This is a genomic window from Paenibacillus cremeus, assembly GCF_007786445.1.
GTDB lineage: Bacteria > Bacillota > Bacilli > Paenibacillales > NBRC-103111 > Paenibacillus_G > Paenibacillus_G cremeus.
In genome coordinates this window covers 19,445-35,900 of the sequence record NZ_VNJI01000022.1, presented here as the reverse complement: position 1 = coordinate 35,900, position 16,456 = coordinate 19,445, and the positions used below count along the sequence as shown (strand labels likewise).

Sequence of the window (16,456 nt, the reverse complement as noted above, 5' to 3'; positions counted from 1 at the left end):
GCTGCTAAGGCGGCGGGAGGTTTCTTTTTTAGTGTGGTCAACTAAAGTTGCACAAAGGAAAAACTTTTGCGTATATTAAAGTGTAGGGTAGGAACGAATGAACCTGCATTGGAGTGTATACGGATGAATCGCAAGAGAACCATTCCATCTTCTTTCAAACGATTTATTTTGACCATATTGTTTTTGAGCGTGGTGTAATGAAAAACCTTCGTTTCGGTTGCAAGCAGCATTTATTAGCTCTATAATTGATTTTAATGATATAGGGAATCATTAGGAGGAGTCTGTCACCAACAGGCTCCTCTTTTTTGTTTTTCGAACATAAGTTCCGATTTTATGAAAAAGGTGTGAAGTCCATGCATTCCGAGTCCGTCGTTCAAGCGCAGCATTTAATGATGCATTTATTAGTTATTTTTCTTGCAGGCACCTTAGGGGGGAGGCTGGCGGAGAAGCTGAAGCTTCCCGATGTGGCGGTGTTTCTGCTGATCGGCATGGCGCTGGGACCGGCAGCGCTTTCCATGATTGAGCTTCCGGCAGAATCGGTGCTGAATCAATGGATATTGATTTTCGGAGCCTGCTTCATCTTGTTTCACGGAGGGACGATCACCAGCTTCGCGGTGCTGCGTAAGGTATGGGGCACGGTCACGCTGCTGGCTACCACTGGGGTTGTTCTCACCGCGATCATTGTCGCGCTTGCGGCGAAATGGATCGTGGGGATCCCGTTTATGGTCGCTCTGCTGCTCGGAGCGATCTTGGCTTCTACCGATCCGGCGGCGCTAGTGCCGATATTTCAGAAATTCCCCGTACGCCCGAAGGTCGCACAAACCGTCATTACGGAATCGGCCTTCACGGACGCGACGGGGGCGATCATGACAACCGTCATCATGGGCTTGCTTATGTCGGAATCGCAAGTTGGCGCGTTAGGAATCGTCTGGCAGTTTGTACAGCTCGCATTCGGAGGACTCCTGGTGGGGATTGTGGTGGGAGCGATTGCCGCCTTCCTGATCTCGGAGAACGATTATGGCCTACTAAAGGAATTTTCGCCGCTGGTCATCGTTATCAGCGTGCTTGCCGCATACCTGCTGGCAGAACAAATGCATGCAAGCGGCTTCATGGGCGTGTTTGCCGCCGGGCTTATGCTTGGCAATGCGCGCTCGCTAAGGCTGACCGTTCTCGCCAAGGAAGAGCATGCGATGCACAGCTTTATGGATGCGATCGGGCTCAAGCTGCGGATGCTGATTTTTATTTTGCTGGGAAGTCAGGTGGATTTCGCGGTATTACGAGATTATGGTGCAGCAGCCGTGTTGATCGTGGTCGTGTTTATGGTTATCGCAAGACCGGTTACGGTGCTGGCGAGCTTGCTCCCGGACCGGCAGGCCGGCTGGGCGAGAGAAGAGGTGCTGTTTTTCTTCTGGACGAGAGAAACCGGCGTCATCGCTGCGGCACTGATCGGCATCGTCGCCAGCACCGGACTTGCGGAGGCGCGCCTGCTTTCCGCCATCGTCTTTGTGGCCATTCTCGCCACTTTATTGGTGCAAGCCAGTACCACTCCTTGGGTCGCACGGAAGCTGGGGCTGTTGGTGTCCGCTCAGGGGCAGCTCGATGAAAATGGTGGAAAAGATGGTGACAAGTAAGCGATGCATGTATAATGGATAGCGTTGTTTTCGGACGTGAATCTATTAAAGGAGTGAATTCGCTGTTGTATCAAAAATTAAAGAACGGCTGGGGCTTCAACATCCTATATTTATAGTTTAATAGAAAGCGTAATTCGAGAGCTCCCCCGTTTATTTTTTTGACACAATAATCCCGCAATCAATGCGGGATTATTTAATTTTTCAAACAAACTCACAGCTTCTGTTCTTAGTAAGTAATATCCATTCGTTTGTTTAAAACTCGATCCAGAAAAGCATAATAAAGGTAATCTCAGCGCGCGCTGATTCTGGGGTGAACGATGACGACAATCTCTTTAGAAGCTTTAAAGCAGCGCCTCGCCCTAATTGAGGACGCGGAGATAATTGATCGAGAGACTACCAATGGAATTCGTTTGACATTTATTTATCTTGGAACCTTAATCGATCAGGAGCGTCTTAACGAATCGATTCTTGTGCCTCTCGTTCGATCATTCCAAAGTTCAGTGGAAAAAAGCCTGACCACCGCCAAAATCACATGTTTATCCAATTTGGAGCAAGCCTTCCAGTATCTCATGAAGGGTTCAGTGCTCGTTCACGACTCATCCAGCGGGCGGTGGCACGCTATTATGCTCCCCAACCTGCTCAGCCGGTCCATCGAAACATCAGAGACGGAAACAATAATGTTCGGCCCGAAAGACAGTTTCAGCGAGCAGCTGGAGCAAAACATCTTGCTGATTAGAAGAAGGCTTCCTTTAACAGCGCTCAAAACAGAGAGATACTCCGTCGGCTCCTTAACCCAAACAACCGTAGTCCTTATGTACATCGACGGGCTAATCAATCCAGAATTTGTAGCGGTCGCGAAAAAAAAACTTTCCAGCATCGACTTTGATATGTTTTTGGACTCTTCACATGTTGCAGCGTTTATGGAAGACCATTATCACAGCATCTTTCCTCAATATCTCCAGACCGATCGACCGGATTCCTGCGCTTATTCACTAGGCATCGGAAAATTGGTCATTTTAGTCAATAATACTCCTTTTGCCTTAGTCGCTCCGATTACGCTGTTTCACTTGTTTCAGTCTCCGGAGGATTATATAAACCGCTGGTTGGTAGCTAGCTTCTTGAGGCCGTTACGCTATCTCAGTTTCCTTCTTTCCATTACTCTAATTCCACTTTACGTGGCATTAACGACTCATCATTATCAAATGCTACCCCTGCAAATTTTATATGTAATCATCGAGTCTCGTAGCAAACTGCCGCTATCCCCCTTCTGGGAAGCGTTTATTATTCTTGTTACGCTAGAAATTATCAAGGAAGCCAGCTTAAGAATGCCGACCAAAACGAGCCAAAACTTGGGGGTTATTGGTGGAATCGTTATAGGACAAGCTGCGGTAGAAGCCGGATTCGCAAGCAAAGTACTAATTGTATTGGCAGGCATTTCGACGATTTCCACTTTTCTCGTTCCGAACTATCTGGTCACCAAATCCAGTTTACTGCTTCAATTCATGTTCTTGATTCTCGCGTCCTATTTGGGCGTTCCCGGTATCTTGCTTGGACTTGTCGGCATGATTGCCCATCTGAACGGGCTTACGTCCTTGAACCAGCCCTACTTGGCGCCGGTATCTCCGTTTTATTGGAGAGATTGGGTCGATCTCTTCGTCCGAGGGCCGTTACACGCTATGCGCAATCGGCCTGAAGCATTGCGTCCTTTGAACAAGTATCGTATTAGAAGAAGGAGTAAATGAACCCATGCAAGCTATATCGCTGTTTCGAAAAACCTCACATCAAGAAAGCGGTTTTTACGCACTCTTCCTCACCAATAGGATTCAAATGCTTTATTACATGATTGTCATGCCCTCAGCCCTCGTTCAACCGTATATGTTGTTGGCGATTGTAGCAATGGGCATAGCCTCACAATTTTGCCTATATATGCTGTCCAAGTGGTTCGCAACCCCCTACTCAGCCCAAGGGTACCAAGGTTTTCAAAGATTATTCGGAAAAACAGGCATCAAAATCTTAGCTTTGGCAAGCTTGCCGCTCCTTTTGCTTAAGTTCTCTTTCATTTCAGTCAGTTATGCCGATATCATGCATCAATTTGTTTTTCCCTCTATGGACCGAGAATGGCACATTGTGTTTCCTTTTATCCTTAGCTGCTATTTGGCGCTGTTTGGAATGGAAAACATGGTACGGTTCGTAACGGTTGTGTTCATTGTAACGATTTGGATCTTCCTTTTATATATTCCGTTTATTTTTGTGCAATCAAATTCGATTCACGATCTATACCCTCTCATTCCGATTGGCCCAGAGCCGTTTGCATGGAAATCCCTACTGCTCGTTTTTTCGTCGTTATCCGGACCTGAATTATTAATCGCTATTTCATACTGGCTGAATCCGCAACGGAAAATGCTAAAATATTTGACGATCGCTAACGCCATCTCGGTCGGCGAGTATCTCTTTATTTCCATTGCGTCCTTGCTCTTCTACGGCTCCAAATACTTGCCAACCATCAAATACCCGAACCTGGAGATGGGGCGCTACCTGCAATCTCCTGTATTCGAAAGGGTCGATATTATCCTGATCTCGGCATATATGTTCAGCTTCATTTACTCAATCGCCTTGTTCGTGTTAATGATATATGGCGCTTCTCGTTTGCTAGGCAAAACGAAGACAAGCACTACGCGTATTGGGCTGATCCTTAGCGGCTGTGCGGCGATGGCCGTCACTCTTTCGATCAGTAAATGGTTTTGGGAGCCCGGGCTCGAACAAGCCTTTTGGCTCGACCTGCAGATGTGGGCAGGATCCGCCACTTATTTGTTATCACCTCTCCTCATCTGGATCGCGATCAAGCGCAAAGCCAGGACAACTTTATGAAACGCTTCGTACGAGCAACGCTTGTGCTGCTATCGTTTTCTTTGTTGACATTCGCATGCGGTTGCGTCCCCATACCGGAAAACAATATGATCGAAGAAATCACGCCGATCATTTTCTGGTCCATACTTGGTGGAGGAGAAGAAGACGGAAAGATAACAATCAGCACGATCGTCCCTCCTCTTATCAAGCAGAAAAAGCGAGTCCTTACCCATAAGGTCTCGCTATTGAATGAAGGCAATAAGGGGTTTAATTTGACCTATTATAACGAACTGAAAGCCGGTCAAATCCGCTTGCTGTTCGTGGACGAAACTTATGCGAAACGGGGACTGACCCGTCTTATCAATACCGTCCTGACCGATCCGAACGTTTCGCAACGGCTGTACTTAGTCATCACGAAAGGTAACTTTAATGAATTCCTGGCCAAACACTTGGATGAAACAGACAATATTGATTATTACCTTTATCGCATGTTCAAACATTACGAGAAGAAAAAACAAGGCGAAATTACGGTCGTCAATTTGCACCAGTTTATGAAAATGCTGTACTCTCAGGTTTCCGATCCCCAACTACCAGTATTTCGCGCGGAAGGCGAACAGTTCCTGTACGAAGGCACAGCATTTTTCGACCGTGACAGTATGGTTGCGGAGATACGTGGAAAGGATGATCAAATCAAACAATTGTTGTATAGGGACAGATTCGTACGATATTTAGTCCTTCCTGACCTCTCGGTTACGCTAGGGCATATTCGCGCGCATACCCGTAAGAAACTAACCCCGGATTTATCATCCCTGTCCATCGAAATCGACGTGAAGGGAAGAATTGATGAATTGGATTCGCTCGCAAGAATCGAAGATAACTTCCAATATGCCGCTCTCACACAAAAAATCGAACGGTACTTGGAGGAGAATGTCATCCGCTTGCTATCCCGAATGCAAAAATTACAGATTGACCCCCTTCAAATCGGGGAGTTGACTGCTAAGCCGTTCTCCAAACCAATAACCAGAGATACATGGGATCGGCATTGGTCTACTATGAAGATTAATGTAAAAGTGCGGCTGCATTTAGAGCCTCTGACGAAGGTGAAATAGGAAGTTGGAATGGCCGGCGTCGATCCGATGATGGGGCTGTACGCCTCCTTCTGTATTGCCGTGACTATCTCGCGCAGCAACGCAAAAAGACCGCATTCCTTCTAAAAGAAAGGTGCGGTCTTCTTCTTTGTATCCTTAGAGCTAGAGCTTTACTCCAAACCTGCGGCAGCGAACACCTTGGCAAACGCCTGCTGCGACTTGGCGGCCAGCTCCTCCGACGGCTGCGTGAGCGGCTGCGGTCTCAAAATCTCCTGCGCGACGACCCCTTGATACCCGATCGCCTGCAGACCCTTCAAGAAGGCGGTCAAGTCGATCACGCCTTCGCCTGGATACAGACGGTCGTTGTCCAACACTTCCGCCACAGGCACGTCCGGTGCGTCGTTGATATGGACGTGGACGATTTGATCCGCGCTCAGCTTCAAAATATCCTCGTACGTGCCCTCATTCGTGTACCAGTGGTACGCATCGAACAGCAGGCCGACGTTGCTTTTGTCGATGGCTCCGATCCAGTCCAGCGTGCTGCGGATATCCCAGATGAACGGATTGGCCCAACGGGTACGCAGATGATGCGGCCCGACGAATTCCAAGCCCAATCGGATGCCGTAGGCTCCGAGAATGTCGGCGCAGGTGCGAAGACGGCGAGTCGCCAGCGCCATGAAATGGGCGGCGTTGTAATCCGTCGACGGCAGCACGTAGGTGCAGCAGCGGGTTACGCCCAGCTCAGCGGCTGCCTGAGCGTCCTTGGCCAGACGCGGCAGTCCGGCGCGGAACTTGTCCTCGTCGTGACGCCATTCCACCGACAGCCCGATCGAGCCGATCTGTACCTTTTTCTCCTGCAGGAAGCTTTGTACGCCGTCCCGCCCAGCTGCTGCAATCCATTCCTCCAGCTCCGTTCCTCCGGCGTCAATAGCTCCGAACCCGAAACGGGAGGCGAGCGCTGCGAAATTTTCTACCGAACCTACCTGTCCGATGCCTGCTCTGGATAAACCTTTGATCATTGAAAGAAAGCCCCTCTCGCAAAGATTTCCTTTTCTGCCCAAATCATATCGAATCACTCTAGCACTGTCTACTCAAAAAAAGCGACATGTCAGGTATGAATACGCCACATTTACGCAAGTCCGTACGAATATGGTATACTATTATATCGGGCAGTTTTAACGTTTAAGCTGCAATAGCGCAGCATTTTATAGGAGGAACACATATATGTGCGGGATTACCGGCGTCATGTATTTTGAAGATAGAGAGCCCTCAGAATCCATGCTGAAAAGCATGACCGATTGCATCGTTCACCGGGGGCCGGATGATTTTGGATTTTGGAGCGAAAACCGGATCGGGCTAGGCTTCCGCCGATTATCCATCATTGATATTGCGGAAGGGCATCAGCCGTTGTCCAACGAGGACGATACGGTGTGGATCGCTTTTAACGGTGAGATATATAACTACAAATATTTACGCAATACGCTGCAGTCCAAGGGGCATCAGTTCCGCACGCACAGCGATACCGAGGTCATCGTGCACCTGTATGAGGAGTACGGCGAAGAGTGCGTGAAGCAGCTGCGCGGGATGTTCGGATTCGTCATCTGGGATCGTCGCAAAAAGAAGCTGTTCGGCGCGCGGGATCATTTTGGCATCAAGCCGTTCTACTATTACAATGACGGTCGCCGATTCCTGTTCGGTTCGGAAGTGAAAAGCATTCTGGCGGCGGACGGCATCGAGCGCAACATCCATACGGAGAGCCTGCTCAACTATTTGACGTTCCAGTATGTGCCGGAGCCGACGACGATGTTCGAAGGCATTCACAAGCTGCCGCCGGGCCATTCCGTTACCGTGACTTATGACGGCCACATGAGCATTCAGCGCTATTGGGACCCGATTCTCGCTCCGGAGGAGCGCCCGTTCGGAGACTACGTGGAGCAAATCCGCGAGATGCTGAAGGACTCCGTCGTGCATCACATGCAGAGCGATGTGGAGCGGGGCTGCTTCCTCTCCAGCGGCATCGACTCGACGGCGATTGCGGCGCACATGCGCCAGATTGAGCCGATCCGGACGTTTTCCGTCGGCTTCGAAGGGGCCAACAACGAGACGGTCATCGCCCGTCAGACGGCGCAAGCGCTCGATACCGAGCACTACGATAAGATCATAACGCAGCAGGACTATTTCGGTTCGCTGGCGAAAGCCGTTTGGCACCAGGACGAGCCGGTGGCCGATCCGTCTGCGATTGCGCTATACCATGTCGCGCAGCTGGCCCGGGAGCACGTTACCGTCGTGCTGTCCGGTGAAGGCGCCGACGAGCTGTTCGGCGGCTACCGCATCTACTGCGAGCCGGGCTCGCTGGCTCCGGTGGAGCGGCTGCCGCATGGAGTGAAGCGCATGCTGCACGCCCTGGCACGGGTGCTGCCGAGCGGCGTGTACGGCCGCAACTACCTCCTTCGTGGCACGACGCCGCTGGAGGAGCGCTTCCTCGGCAACGCGAAGATTTTCAGCGAGGACATGAAGGCTGAGCTCGTTCGTGTGGACCGCGAGATGCTACGCAGCTACCGCAATCCGGTGCAGGTCGCCAAGCAATTTTATGATAAAAGCAAGCATTTGGACCCGGTCTCCCGCATGCAGTACATCGACATGAACCTCTGGATGCCGGGCGACATTCTCATGAAGGCGGACAAAATGACGATGGCACACTCACTCGAGCTGCGCGTGCCGTTCCTGGATGTGGAGCTGTACGAGGTGTCGCGCCGCATTCCCGCCAAGTACCGGATCGCGGAAGGGACGACGAAGTACATTTTCCGCAAGGCGATGGAAGGGATTATCCCGGACTTCATCCTGAACCGACCGAAGCTGGGCTTCCCGGTGCCGATGCGCGACTGGATGAAGGGGCCGCAGGGCAAGGTCATTTTGGAGCAGATCGAGGGCAGCGGCATCGAGGACTACATTCAGATGGAAGCCGTTCGCCGGATGATGAAAGGCCACCAGAGCGGACAGGGCGATTACGCCCGCCGCATTTGGACGATTTACATGTTTGCGCTTTGGCACCAAACCTTTATGGAAGAACAGCAAGCGCCGACGTTGGCGCAAGTGCGGTAGGGGGAGAAGAGCGATGGCCACGGGGAAATACAAATTGGTTGCGTTGGATTTGGACGGAACGCTGCTGCTGGAGGATAAGACGATCTCCGAGGAGAATAAGGCGGCCATTCAAGAGGCGCAGGCTGCGGGCGTCACGGTTATCTTTTCGACAGGGCGTGGCATTCAGAACGTACGAGACTATCTGGAAGAGCTGGGACTGCGCTCGCCGATCGTGACGGTCAATGGCGGCGAGGTATGGAAAGAGCCGGGGGTGCTGCATCAGCGTCATACGTTGGAAGTGGAGTTGATCCGGCGCTTGCACGTGCTGGCGGTGCAGTATGACACGTGGTTTTGGGCATACTCGGTGGGCGGCATCTATAACAAGGAACACTGGTTGGACGACTCGGAGCTTGATGCGAAGCAATGGCTGAAGTTCGGATACTTTACCGAAGAAGCCGAAAGTCTGGCCGCCATCCGTAAGGAGCTGGAATCCTGGGGCGTGCTGGAGATTACGAACTCTCATCCGTTCAATTTGGAAGTGAACCCAAAGGGGGTAACCAAAGCGAGCGGTGTCCGCGAGGTCTGCGAGATGCTCGGTCTTGAGATGTCGCAGGTAATCGCTATGGGCGACAGCTTGAACGATGAGTCGATGATCCGGGAAGCGGGACTCGGCGTGGCGATGGGGAACGCGCAGGAGGAAGTCAAGGCGTTTGCGGACACGGTGACGGTGACCAATGAGGAGCACGGCGTGGCTCGCATTATCCGGGAGTACGCGCTGGTGTGATGGCATAAGCAGTTGCAATAAGGAGGAAAAGAGCGCATGACGATAGCCGCATGGACGATTGTCGTCGTACTGTTTGTGGTCGGGATGGCCGGTGCCGTTTATCCGGTGCTCCCGGGGGCGCTGGCGATTTTTGCCGCGTTTTTCGTCTACGGCTGGATGATTAGCTTCGAGCCGTTTGGACTTTGGTTTTGGCTGATTCAGTCGACGATCGTCGTCGTGCTCCTGATCGCCGATTATGCCGTAAGCGCGCTCGGGGTGAAGCGATTCGGCGGTACCCGCGCTTCCGTAATCGGCAGTACGGTAGGCCTGATCCTGGGCCCGTTCGTCATTCCGGTGGCCGGGCTGTTGATCGGCCCCTTCTTGGGGGCAGTCATCGGCGAGCTAGTCGTAGGCACCGAGATACGTCAAGCGGTGCGTGCCGGAGTAGGGGCGCTCGTCGGCTTTTTCTCCGGACTCGTTGTAAAATTTGGCCTGCAGCTAGTGATGATCGCGCTGTTTATCGTTTGGGTTATGAAGGGTTAGGTGTCCGGTTAACGGTTAAGTAGGTCACCTTGGCATTATGTGCTTGTAGGAAGAAGGGAACGTTTTGTCTACGAAGGATTCATTAGTCAAAGGTACGCTCATCCTGACCTTGGCTGCGCTGGTAGCCAGGGCGCTTGGCGTGGTGCAGCGAATTCCGCTCGTCTATCTGCTCGGCGATATCGGGATGGCGGCGTACGGGATTGCTTTCAATTTATACTCCGTGCTGCTGGTCGTGGCCACCGCAGGCATTCCCAGCGCGCTTAGCAAAATGATTTCGGAGCGCACCGCCCTGGGCCGGCATGCCGAGGCGGATCGCATCTATAAAGCGGCGCTGCTGTTCGCCGCGATCGCCGGCGTTATCATGACGCTGCTGCTATACATCGGCGCGCCGTATTTCGCGGAGAGCATTATCAATCCGCAGGCGACGCTGCCGATCCGCGCGATTGCGCCGGCGCTGCTGCTGTTCCCGCTGATCGCCATCATGCGCGGCTACTTCCAAGGCCGCCGGATGATGATGCCTAACGGCATGTCGCAGATCATCGAGCAGGTTTTTCGCGTCGCCACCTCGGTGGCGCTCGCTTACCTATTGCTCAGCCACAGCCTCGATTACGCCGTAGCCGGCGCCTCGTTCGGCGGCGTGATTGGCAGCGTGGCGGCCGCCGCCGTGATGCTCTACTACGCAATGCGGCTAAAGCGCAGCGATAGCGTGGAGCGTTCGAGCGACGTCCAGAAGCAGTCGGCCGCCGCGTCCCAGCAGCTGAGCTTCCTCACGATCTACGCGCAGCTGTTCAAGCTGTCGGTGCCGATCGTCATCTTCTCGATGACGGTGACGCTGATCTACACGATCGATTCTTCGATCGTGACGCTGCTGCTCAAAGATGTGATCGGCGAAGAGCCGTCACGGGAAATTCTAGGGATTCTCACCGGTCGCGCGCAGTCGCTGGCCGGAATCCCGATCATTCTAGCCGTGGCGCTCAGCCAATCGATCGTGCCGATCATCTCCTCGGCGTATTCGCAGAAGGACATGGAGCAGGTGGCCGCGCAAACCGGCAAAGTGCTGCAGCTGTCGATCCTGTCCGGCCTGCCGATGGTGCTGCTCATCTGCTTGGCGGCGCGTCCGATCAACGGCTTCATCTTCGGCAACCCGACCGGCTCGCCGATCGTTGATGAATACGCGGCCCCGATCATTATGGCGCTCACCGTTAGCGCCATCTTCCAGATCGTCATGCAGACGTCCGGCGCCGTCCTGATGGGCATGGGCCGGATGAAGACGCTGGTGATCGGCGTCATCGTCGGCATCGCCGTCAAATTGATCGGCAGCTACGTGCTGGCGGCGTACTTCGGCATCTATGGCATCATTGCCTCCACGGCGCTTTGCTTCATTGTGATGACCGTACTGAACCTGCAGGCGCTGCGGCGTACGCAGACGATTCCATTCCGCGTGCTGGGCGCTCGCCGCTGGCTCTCGCTAGCCCTGACCACCGTGATCATCTGCGTGATCGGCGTGGCGCTGGACGTTCTCAGCCGGGCGTACATTCACCCGTTCGGCAGCCTCCGCGGGGACGACATGGTGCAGGCGGTGCTGATCTGCGCCGTTACGGGAGCGGCCTATCCGGTGCTGTTGTTCCTGACCCGGGTAATGACGGTCAGCGACCTTCAGCATCTGCCAGGACCGCTGCGCAAGCTGGCTAGGCCGATCCTCGCCAGACTAGGCATGTCGGAGCGGTAAAATTAAAAAGCCTCGAACGAAGGTGTCTCAGCGTAAGAGACGCCGTCCTCGTTCGAGGCTTTTTTGTGCTGCTGTTCAGGGCACCATTGCTTGCCTGATCCCTTCCATAGGACAAAAGAAGTGTATTTCTGTAAAAAAAAGGATTTGTCCGCTGCACGTCGTAATAAATTTACGTATAGTGATGTGATCCTTTGAAGCGAGACGAAGGCGAAGGACGCACTCATCCCATTTTATCTATTGTAGGCTGGAGGGTTAGGAATGAAAGTAATGAAGCGTTGGAATGCCGTTCTATGCGGTCTGCTTGTCCTCGTATTGCTGGTGGTAGCGGGCTGTCAGCCGGTGAGCGGGTTCGATGTCAACAAGCTTCTGAACAACAGCGTGGCCGTGAAATCGGCAGAGGGTAAACGAACCGTCACCCTCGAACTGACGCCTGATGCACAGAGCGCAACAGCCGATCAGCAGAAGCTGTTTGACCTGTTCGGCAAAGTAAAGCTGGAAGTGTACGCTTCCAAAATGCAGGATCCGCAGCACGCATCGATGAGAGGCGCGGTGGAGTATGCGAAGGGCCGCATCCCGTTTGAGCTGACGCTGGCCGATCAAGTGTATACCATCCGGATCGAAGGGGCGAAGAAGCCGATCGTCATCAAAGGGGCTGCCGCATGGAATCCGAATCCAAACCCGATGGTGCCGGTCACCAAGGGACTTCAAGAGCAGCTGGATCAAATGAGTAAACGGGCGGTGGATGCCGCACCGGCGATGGCTTCCTTTTTCATTAATAATTTCCCCAATCCGAATACGATCAGCGTAACAGGCGTGACGGAGTCGGTGAATGGAGAACTGATGCCGCTTCAGAAGCTGCATGCTGAAATTTACGGCAGTGAGTGGATCGGTCTCGTGAAAGGCTTCCTGACCAATGTCTTGGCCGATGATAAGGGCATGAAGGACTTCCTCGGACAGCTGTATGATCTGTACATACCGGTCATTATGGAAGCAATGAAGGGCGTAGACGAAGGCATGCAGAAGCAAGGCGTGCAGCCGAAGGACGATGAGAATTCGATCACGAATACCACGATGCCGTACCTGAAAAACAAAACGCTCGCCGTAGAATTCGCCTACACGTTCCTGAAATCGACTCTGCAAAAGTACCTGGACAACTATGATAAGAATGTGGCTGATTTTACAGCTACAGCCAATGGCAAAGAGCTGTTGAATGATAACCAGTATTTGAAAATGGATATTTATGCCGATCAGGATCTGCTTCCGCGAAAATCCACGATAGAGCTGCTCTTAACCAATCCGGAATCGGACCACAACGATGGACTGAAAAGCATTAAACTGACGTCCACCTCCGAGGTGTGGAGCGTGAACAAGCCCGTAACGGTCGATACGATAAATACTTCGAATGGTGTGATCGATTTGGCGGGGGAGTCGGGCAATTTGACGATGAGCAAATTTATCGGCGCCCTGGAGCCGAATTCACAGCTCTACAAGCTGCTCAAGGAAGACCTGGAGCTGACGAAAAAAGAAGTGACTCTGCTCATGGGACAGCCGGACCCGTACAGCTTCAGTACCCGACCGTTCAATGACCAAGGCGTCGTCATGGTGCCGGCGCGCTTCGTATCGGAAAAGCTGGAAGCCGAAGTGAAGTGGCTCGCCGACACCAAGCAGGTGCGCATTACCGATCCGGTGAGCGGGACGGTGATTCTCCTGACGATTGACAGCCCTGAAGCTTCGGTCAACGGAAAAGCCGTCACGATGGAAAAGCCTGCGGTGCTCGTCCATGGATCGACCTTCGTTCCTGTCCGCTTCGTGGCGGAGAGCCTAGGGGCCAAAGTGAGCTGGGATGAGACGCTGCAAGCGGTGAAAATTACAAGAGAATAAGCAAGCTGCTTTTCAAATGAAAAAAGCCTTTCATCGGATCTCCGCCTGGGATCGATGAAAGGCTTTTATTGTTTACAAGGGCACGGGCTGGGAGCCTCTAGGAAGACTCCTCCTCGCTCGCAGTCGTCCCGGCGGGCGGGGCTGACCGGGGGGAGGGCAGCCGTCCGGCGCGGGCCGCGGCATCGCGCAGCAAATATTCGATATGGCTGTTGACGCTGCGGAATTCATCGGCCGCCCATCGCTCCAGCAGCTCATACAGCTTGGGATCGAGCCGCAGGGGGAAATTTTTCTTCGCAGCCATAGGAGATCTTAATATAAGCTTCCCGTATTAATGACCGGGCTGGCGGATCGGTCGGAGACAATCGCGACGAGCAGGTTGTTGATCATAGCGGCCTTGCGCTCCTCATCCAGCTCGATGACGCCTTCCCGCTGCAGCCGCTCGATCGCGAGCTGGACCATGCCGACGGCACCCTCCACGATCTTGCCGCGTGCTGCAAGGATCGCTGCCGCTTGCTGCCGCTGCAGCATGGCGCTGGCGATTTCCGTGGAGTAGGCCAAGTGCGTCAGCCTGGCTTCCATCACCTCGACACCGGCAACGGACAGGCGCTCCTGCAGCTCCCGGCTCAGCTCATGGGCCACCTCATCGGAGTTGCCGCGCAGCGAATAGCCGCCTTCATCGTAGGAATCATAAGGATATTTATTGGCGACATGACGCAGGGCGGTTTCGCTTTGAATTTCCACGAACTGCTCGTAATTGTCCACATCGAATGTGGCTTTTGCTGTATCAATAACTCGGAAAACAACGACGGCGGCAATTTCAATCGGATTACCTTCAATATCATTTACCTTCAGCTTCGCGCTGTTAAAGTTACGCACCCGCAGCGACACCTTTTTCCGAGCGGAGAACGGCACCGTCAGCCAAAAGCCGCTGTCCAGCAGCGAGCCTGTGTAGCTCCCGAAGAACGTAATGACCTGCGCCTGATTCGGCTGAACAACAACGATCCCTGACATCAGGATTACGCCTGCGGCAATCAGGATGCCTCCAACGACGAGGGAACTGGAATTTGCAATCAGGATCAGCCCCAATACGAGCGACGCGAGAATAACCAAAAGCCCTAAAAAGCCGTTTACAGCCCATGCTTTTCTTTCTTTCACTGAAAACCACTCCTTCTGCCTAGATGAATAAATATTGTTTTGATATATATATGATATCACTTTTTCAAAATAATGTAAATTCCAACTTATGGCTCAGCAGCGTATTGACACAAAGTAATCCCGATGCTATAAGTGGGATATGACTTGAACAGCAAGACCCCAAGAATGAAGGATGGTGCCATCTATGGAAAAAGTATCTGCCGATGCACGCTTCCGTGAGCTTGTAGCCAGCGCGAAGCCGACCATTGCCGTATTTAAAACAACCTGGTGCAAGGACTGCCACTTTATCGATCCGTTCATGCCGCAGGTGATTGAGGCGTATCAGGATCGCCTGAATTTTATCGAAATCGACCGGGACGATCTGCCGGACCTGTGCAGTGAGCTGAACATCCTGGGCATTCCAAGCTTTATTGCTTTCCGCGAGGGGCAGGAGCTGGTGCGCTTTGTCAGCAAGCTGCGTAAAACCCGGGACGAAATCGAGCAGTTCTTGGATCGCGCGATTGAAGTAGCTAACGCTCTTTCCAAATAAGCGTCACACGTTTCGCGAAAAGGCCCTTCGAATGCTCATTCGACAGGGCTTTTTCGGTTTCATGGGTTTGTAACATTCGGGCATGGATTTGCCCTGCGATAATCGTTATAATGTAACTTGAAAACAATCGACATTTGTCCAAATTTGTTACAGCTGTTGTGGTTTGCCACCGCCGCGGTTGTCAATGCATGTCGATAAACGTCTAAAAAGCGGGTGAGTGACCACATGAATATACATCGATGGCTTAAGCGGTTTTCCTTTGCCAGCATGATTGGGATGTTTCTAATTCTGCTCATGGGCGCACTGGTGACCAAGACGGAATCCGGGCGCGGCTGCGGAGAAGACTGGCCGCTGTGCAATGGCAAATTCATTCCGGCCTATACCATTGAATCTCTAATCGAATACAGTCACCGTTTTGTGGTGGGCGTAGTGAGCATGATTTTGCTTGCGACTATGATTCTGGTTTTCTTGTTCAGCAAACGGAAGGATGCCAAATGGTATGTCAGCGGGGCCATGTTCTTCACACTGCTGCAAGCCTTGCTTGGAGCCTTGGCTGTCGTGATGCCTCAATCGTCGGCCATCCTTGCGCTGCACTTCGGATTTTCGCTGCTGTCGTTTGCTTTTACGCTGCTGCTGGCTCTAGTGTACACGCGCTTCGGCGAAGCGATGCAGCACGGCGATGGAACGAACATATCCAAGGGCGTACGCATGGCTGTGTGGGGAATCCTACTGTACTCTTATGTCGTTGTTTACTTGGGCGCTTTCGTACGGCATACCCAATCCACGGGCGGCTGTATCGGGTGGCCGTTGTGCAACGGTGAAGTCATTCCTGAGATGACGGGTGCGACCTCGATCGTGTTTACCCACCGGCTTGCTGCGGCGCTGCTGGGGCTCGTGCTTTTGATGCTGTTTATGGTGGTCCGAACGCAGGCCCGGCCGGGCAGCAGCTTGTATGAAGCCGCGAAGTGGTCGTTGATTTTAGTGGTACTGCAAATTTTGAGCGGCGGCTTCGTCACTTTAGCGCTCGGCCACGATATCTATCTTCTGGCGAGCTTGCTGCACACCTTATTGATTTCGTGCCTCTTCGGCATGTTAAGCTTCTTATCCATAACCACCTTGCGCACGTCCGCGCAGGAGGACATTCAGGCTTACGCAGCCCCACGGCTGCCGTAAGCCTTCTTGCTAGATAAATCCTTGTTGAATGGAAGG

Annotated in this window: 14 protein-coding genes; 11 read left to right on the top strand and 3 right to left on the bottom strand. The window is 52.7% G+C overall.

The window, feature by feature from the left end; genetic code table 11:
- Positions 1-353: 353 nt before the first annotated feature.
- From FPZ49_RS18025 to FPZ49_RS18010, 4 genes are all read left to right on the top strand, one after another.
- A complete protein-coding gene (locus tag FPZ49_RS18025; RefSeq protein ID WP_144849505.1) occupies positions 354-1,631 on the top strand; it encodes a cation:proton antiporter in 1,278 nt (425 codons plus the stop codon).
- A 317-nt stretch (positions 1,632-1,948) separates the two neighbouring features.
- Positions 1,949-3,373, top strand: coding sequence for a spore germination protein (locus tag FPZ49_RS18020; protein WP_144849503.1), 1,425 nt, complete (start codon positions 1,949-1,951; stop codon positions 3,371-3,373).
- 4 nt (positions 3,374-3,377) lie between these two features.
- Positions 3,378-4,499, top strand: a complete 1,122-nt coding sequence (locus tag FPZ49_RS18015; RefSeq protein ID WP_144849501.1) for a GerAB/ArcD/ProY family transporter — start codon at positions 3,378-3,380, stop codon at positions 4,497-4,499.
- Positions 4,496-5,587 carry a Ger(x)C family spore germination protein gene (locus FPZ49_RS18010; RefSeq protein ID WP_144849499.1) on the top strand — a complete coding sequence of 364 codons (1,092 nt, stop codon included), beginning with the start codon at positions 4,496-4,498 and terminating at the stop codon, positions 5,585-5,587. The genes FPZ49_RS18015 and FPZ49_RS18010 overlap by 4 nt, the downstream gene beginning before the upstream one ends.
- A gap of 149 nt (positions 5,588-5,736) precedes the next feature.
- On the opposite strand, the gene FPZ49_RS18005 is transcribed toward FPZ49_RS18010, so the two are convergent.
- Positions 5,737-6,585 carry a sugar phosphate isomerase/epimerase family protein gene (locus tag FPZ49_RS18005; RefSeq protein ID WP_144849497.1) on the bottom strand — a complete coding sequence of 283 codons (849 nt, stop codon included), beginning with the start codon at positions 6,583-6,585 and terminating at the stop codon, positions 5,737-5,739.
- Positions 6,586-6,790: 205 nt separating this feature from the next.
- On the opposite strand from FPZ49_RS18005, the gene asnB reads away from it, so the two are divergent.
- From asnB to FPZ49_RS17980, 5 genes are all read left to right on the top strand, one after another.
- The gene (gene asnB, locus FPZ49_RS18000) at positions 6,791-8,668 is read left to right on the top strand and encodes an asparagine synthase (glutamine-hydrolyzing) (RefSeq protein ID WP_144849495.1); all 1,878 of its coding nucleotides are present in this window, start codon (positions 6,791-6,793) and stop codon (positions 8,666-8,668) included.
- Between the two features lie 13 nt (positions 8,669-8,681).
- Positions 8,682-9,431 carry a Cof-type HAD-IIB family hydrolase gene (locus FPZ49_RS17995; protein ID WP_144849493.1) on the top strand — a complete coding sequence of 250 codons (750 nt, stop codon included), beginning with the start codon at positions 8,682-8,684 and terminating at the stop codon, positions 9,429-9,431.
- Between the two features lie 36 nt (positions 9,432-9,467).
- Positions 9,468-9,953, top strand: coding sequence for a DUF456 domain-containing protein (locus FPZ49_RS17990; protein WP_144849491.1), 486 nt, complete (start codon positions 9,468-9,470; stop codon positions 9,951-9,953).
- A gap of 64 nt (positions 9,954-10,017) precedes the next feature.
- Positions 10,018-11,682 carry a putative polysaccharide biosynthesis protein gene (locus tag FPZ49_RS17985; RefSeq protein WP_144849489.1) on the top strand — a complete coding sequence of 555 codons (1,665 nt, stop codon included), beginning with the start codon at positions 10,018-10,020 and terminating at the stop codon, positions 11,680-11,682.
- A 258-nt stretch (positions 11,683-11,940) separates the two neighbouring features.
- On the top strand, positions 11,941-13,563 hold the full coding sequence (locus tag FPZ49_RS17980) for a copper amine oxidase N-terminal domain-containing protein (RefSeq protein ID WP_144849487.1): 1,623 nt from the start codon (positions 11,941-11,943) through the stop codon (positions 13,561-13,563).
- A 97-nt stretch (positions 13,564-13,660) separates the two neighbouring features.
- On the opposite strand, the gene FPZ49_RS17975 is transcribed toward FPZ49_RS17980, so the two are convergent.
- Positions 13,661-13,864, bottom strand: coding sequence for a hypothetical protein (locus FPZ49_RS17975; protein ID WP_144849485.1), 204 nt, complete (start codon positions 13,862-13,864; stop codon positions 13,661-13,663).
- 8 nt (positions 13,865-13,872) lie between these two features.
- Positions 13,873-14,718, bottom strand: coding sequence for an SPFH domain-containing protein (locus tag FPZ49_RS17970; protein ID WP_144849483.1), 846 nt, complete (start codon positions 14,716-14,718; stop codon positions 13,873-13,875).
- Between the two features lie 184 nt (positions 14,719-14,902).
- Between FPZ49_RS17970 and FPZ49_RS17965 the strand changes: the two genes are divergently transcribed.
- Together FPZ49_RS17965 and FPZ49_RS17960 are read left to right on the top strand one after the other, a co-directional pair.
- A complete protein-coding gene (locus tag FPZ49_RS17965) occupies positions 14,903-15,247 on the top strand; it encodes a thioredoxin family protein (RefSeq protein WP_144849481.1) in 345 nt (114 codons plus the stop codon).
- A gap of 225 nt (positions 15,248-15,472) precedes the next feature.
- Positions 15,473-16,420: a COX15/CtaA family protein gene (locus tag FPZ49_RS17960; RefSeq protein WP_144849479.1), complete on the top strand. Its 948-nt coding sequence runs from the start codon at positions 15,473-15,475 to the stop codon at positions 16,418-16,420.
- The last annotated feature ends 36 nt before the right edge of the window (positions 16,421-16,456 follow it).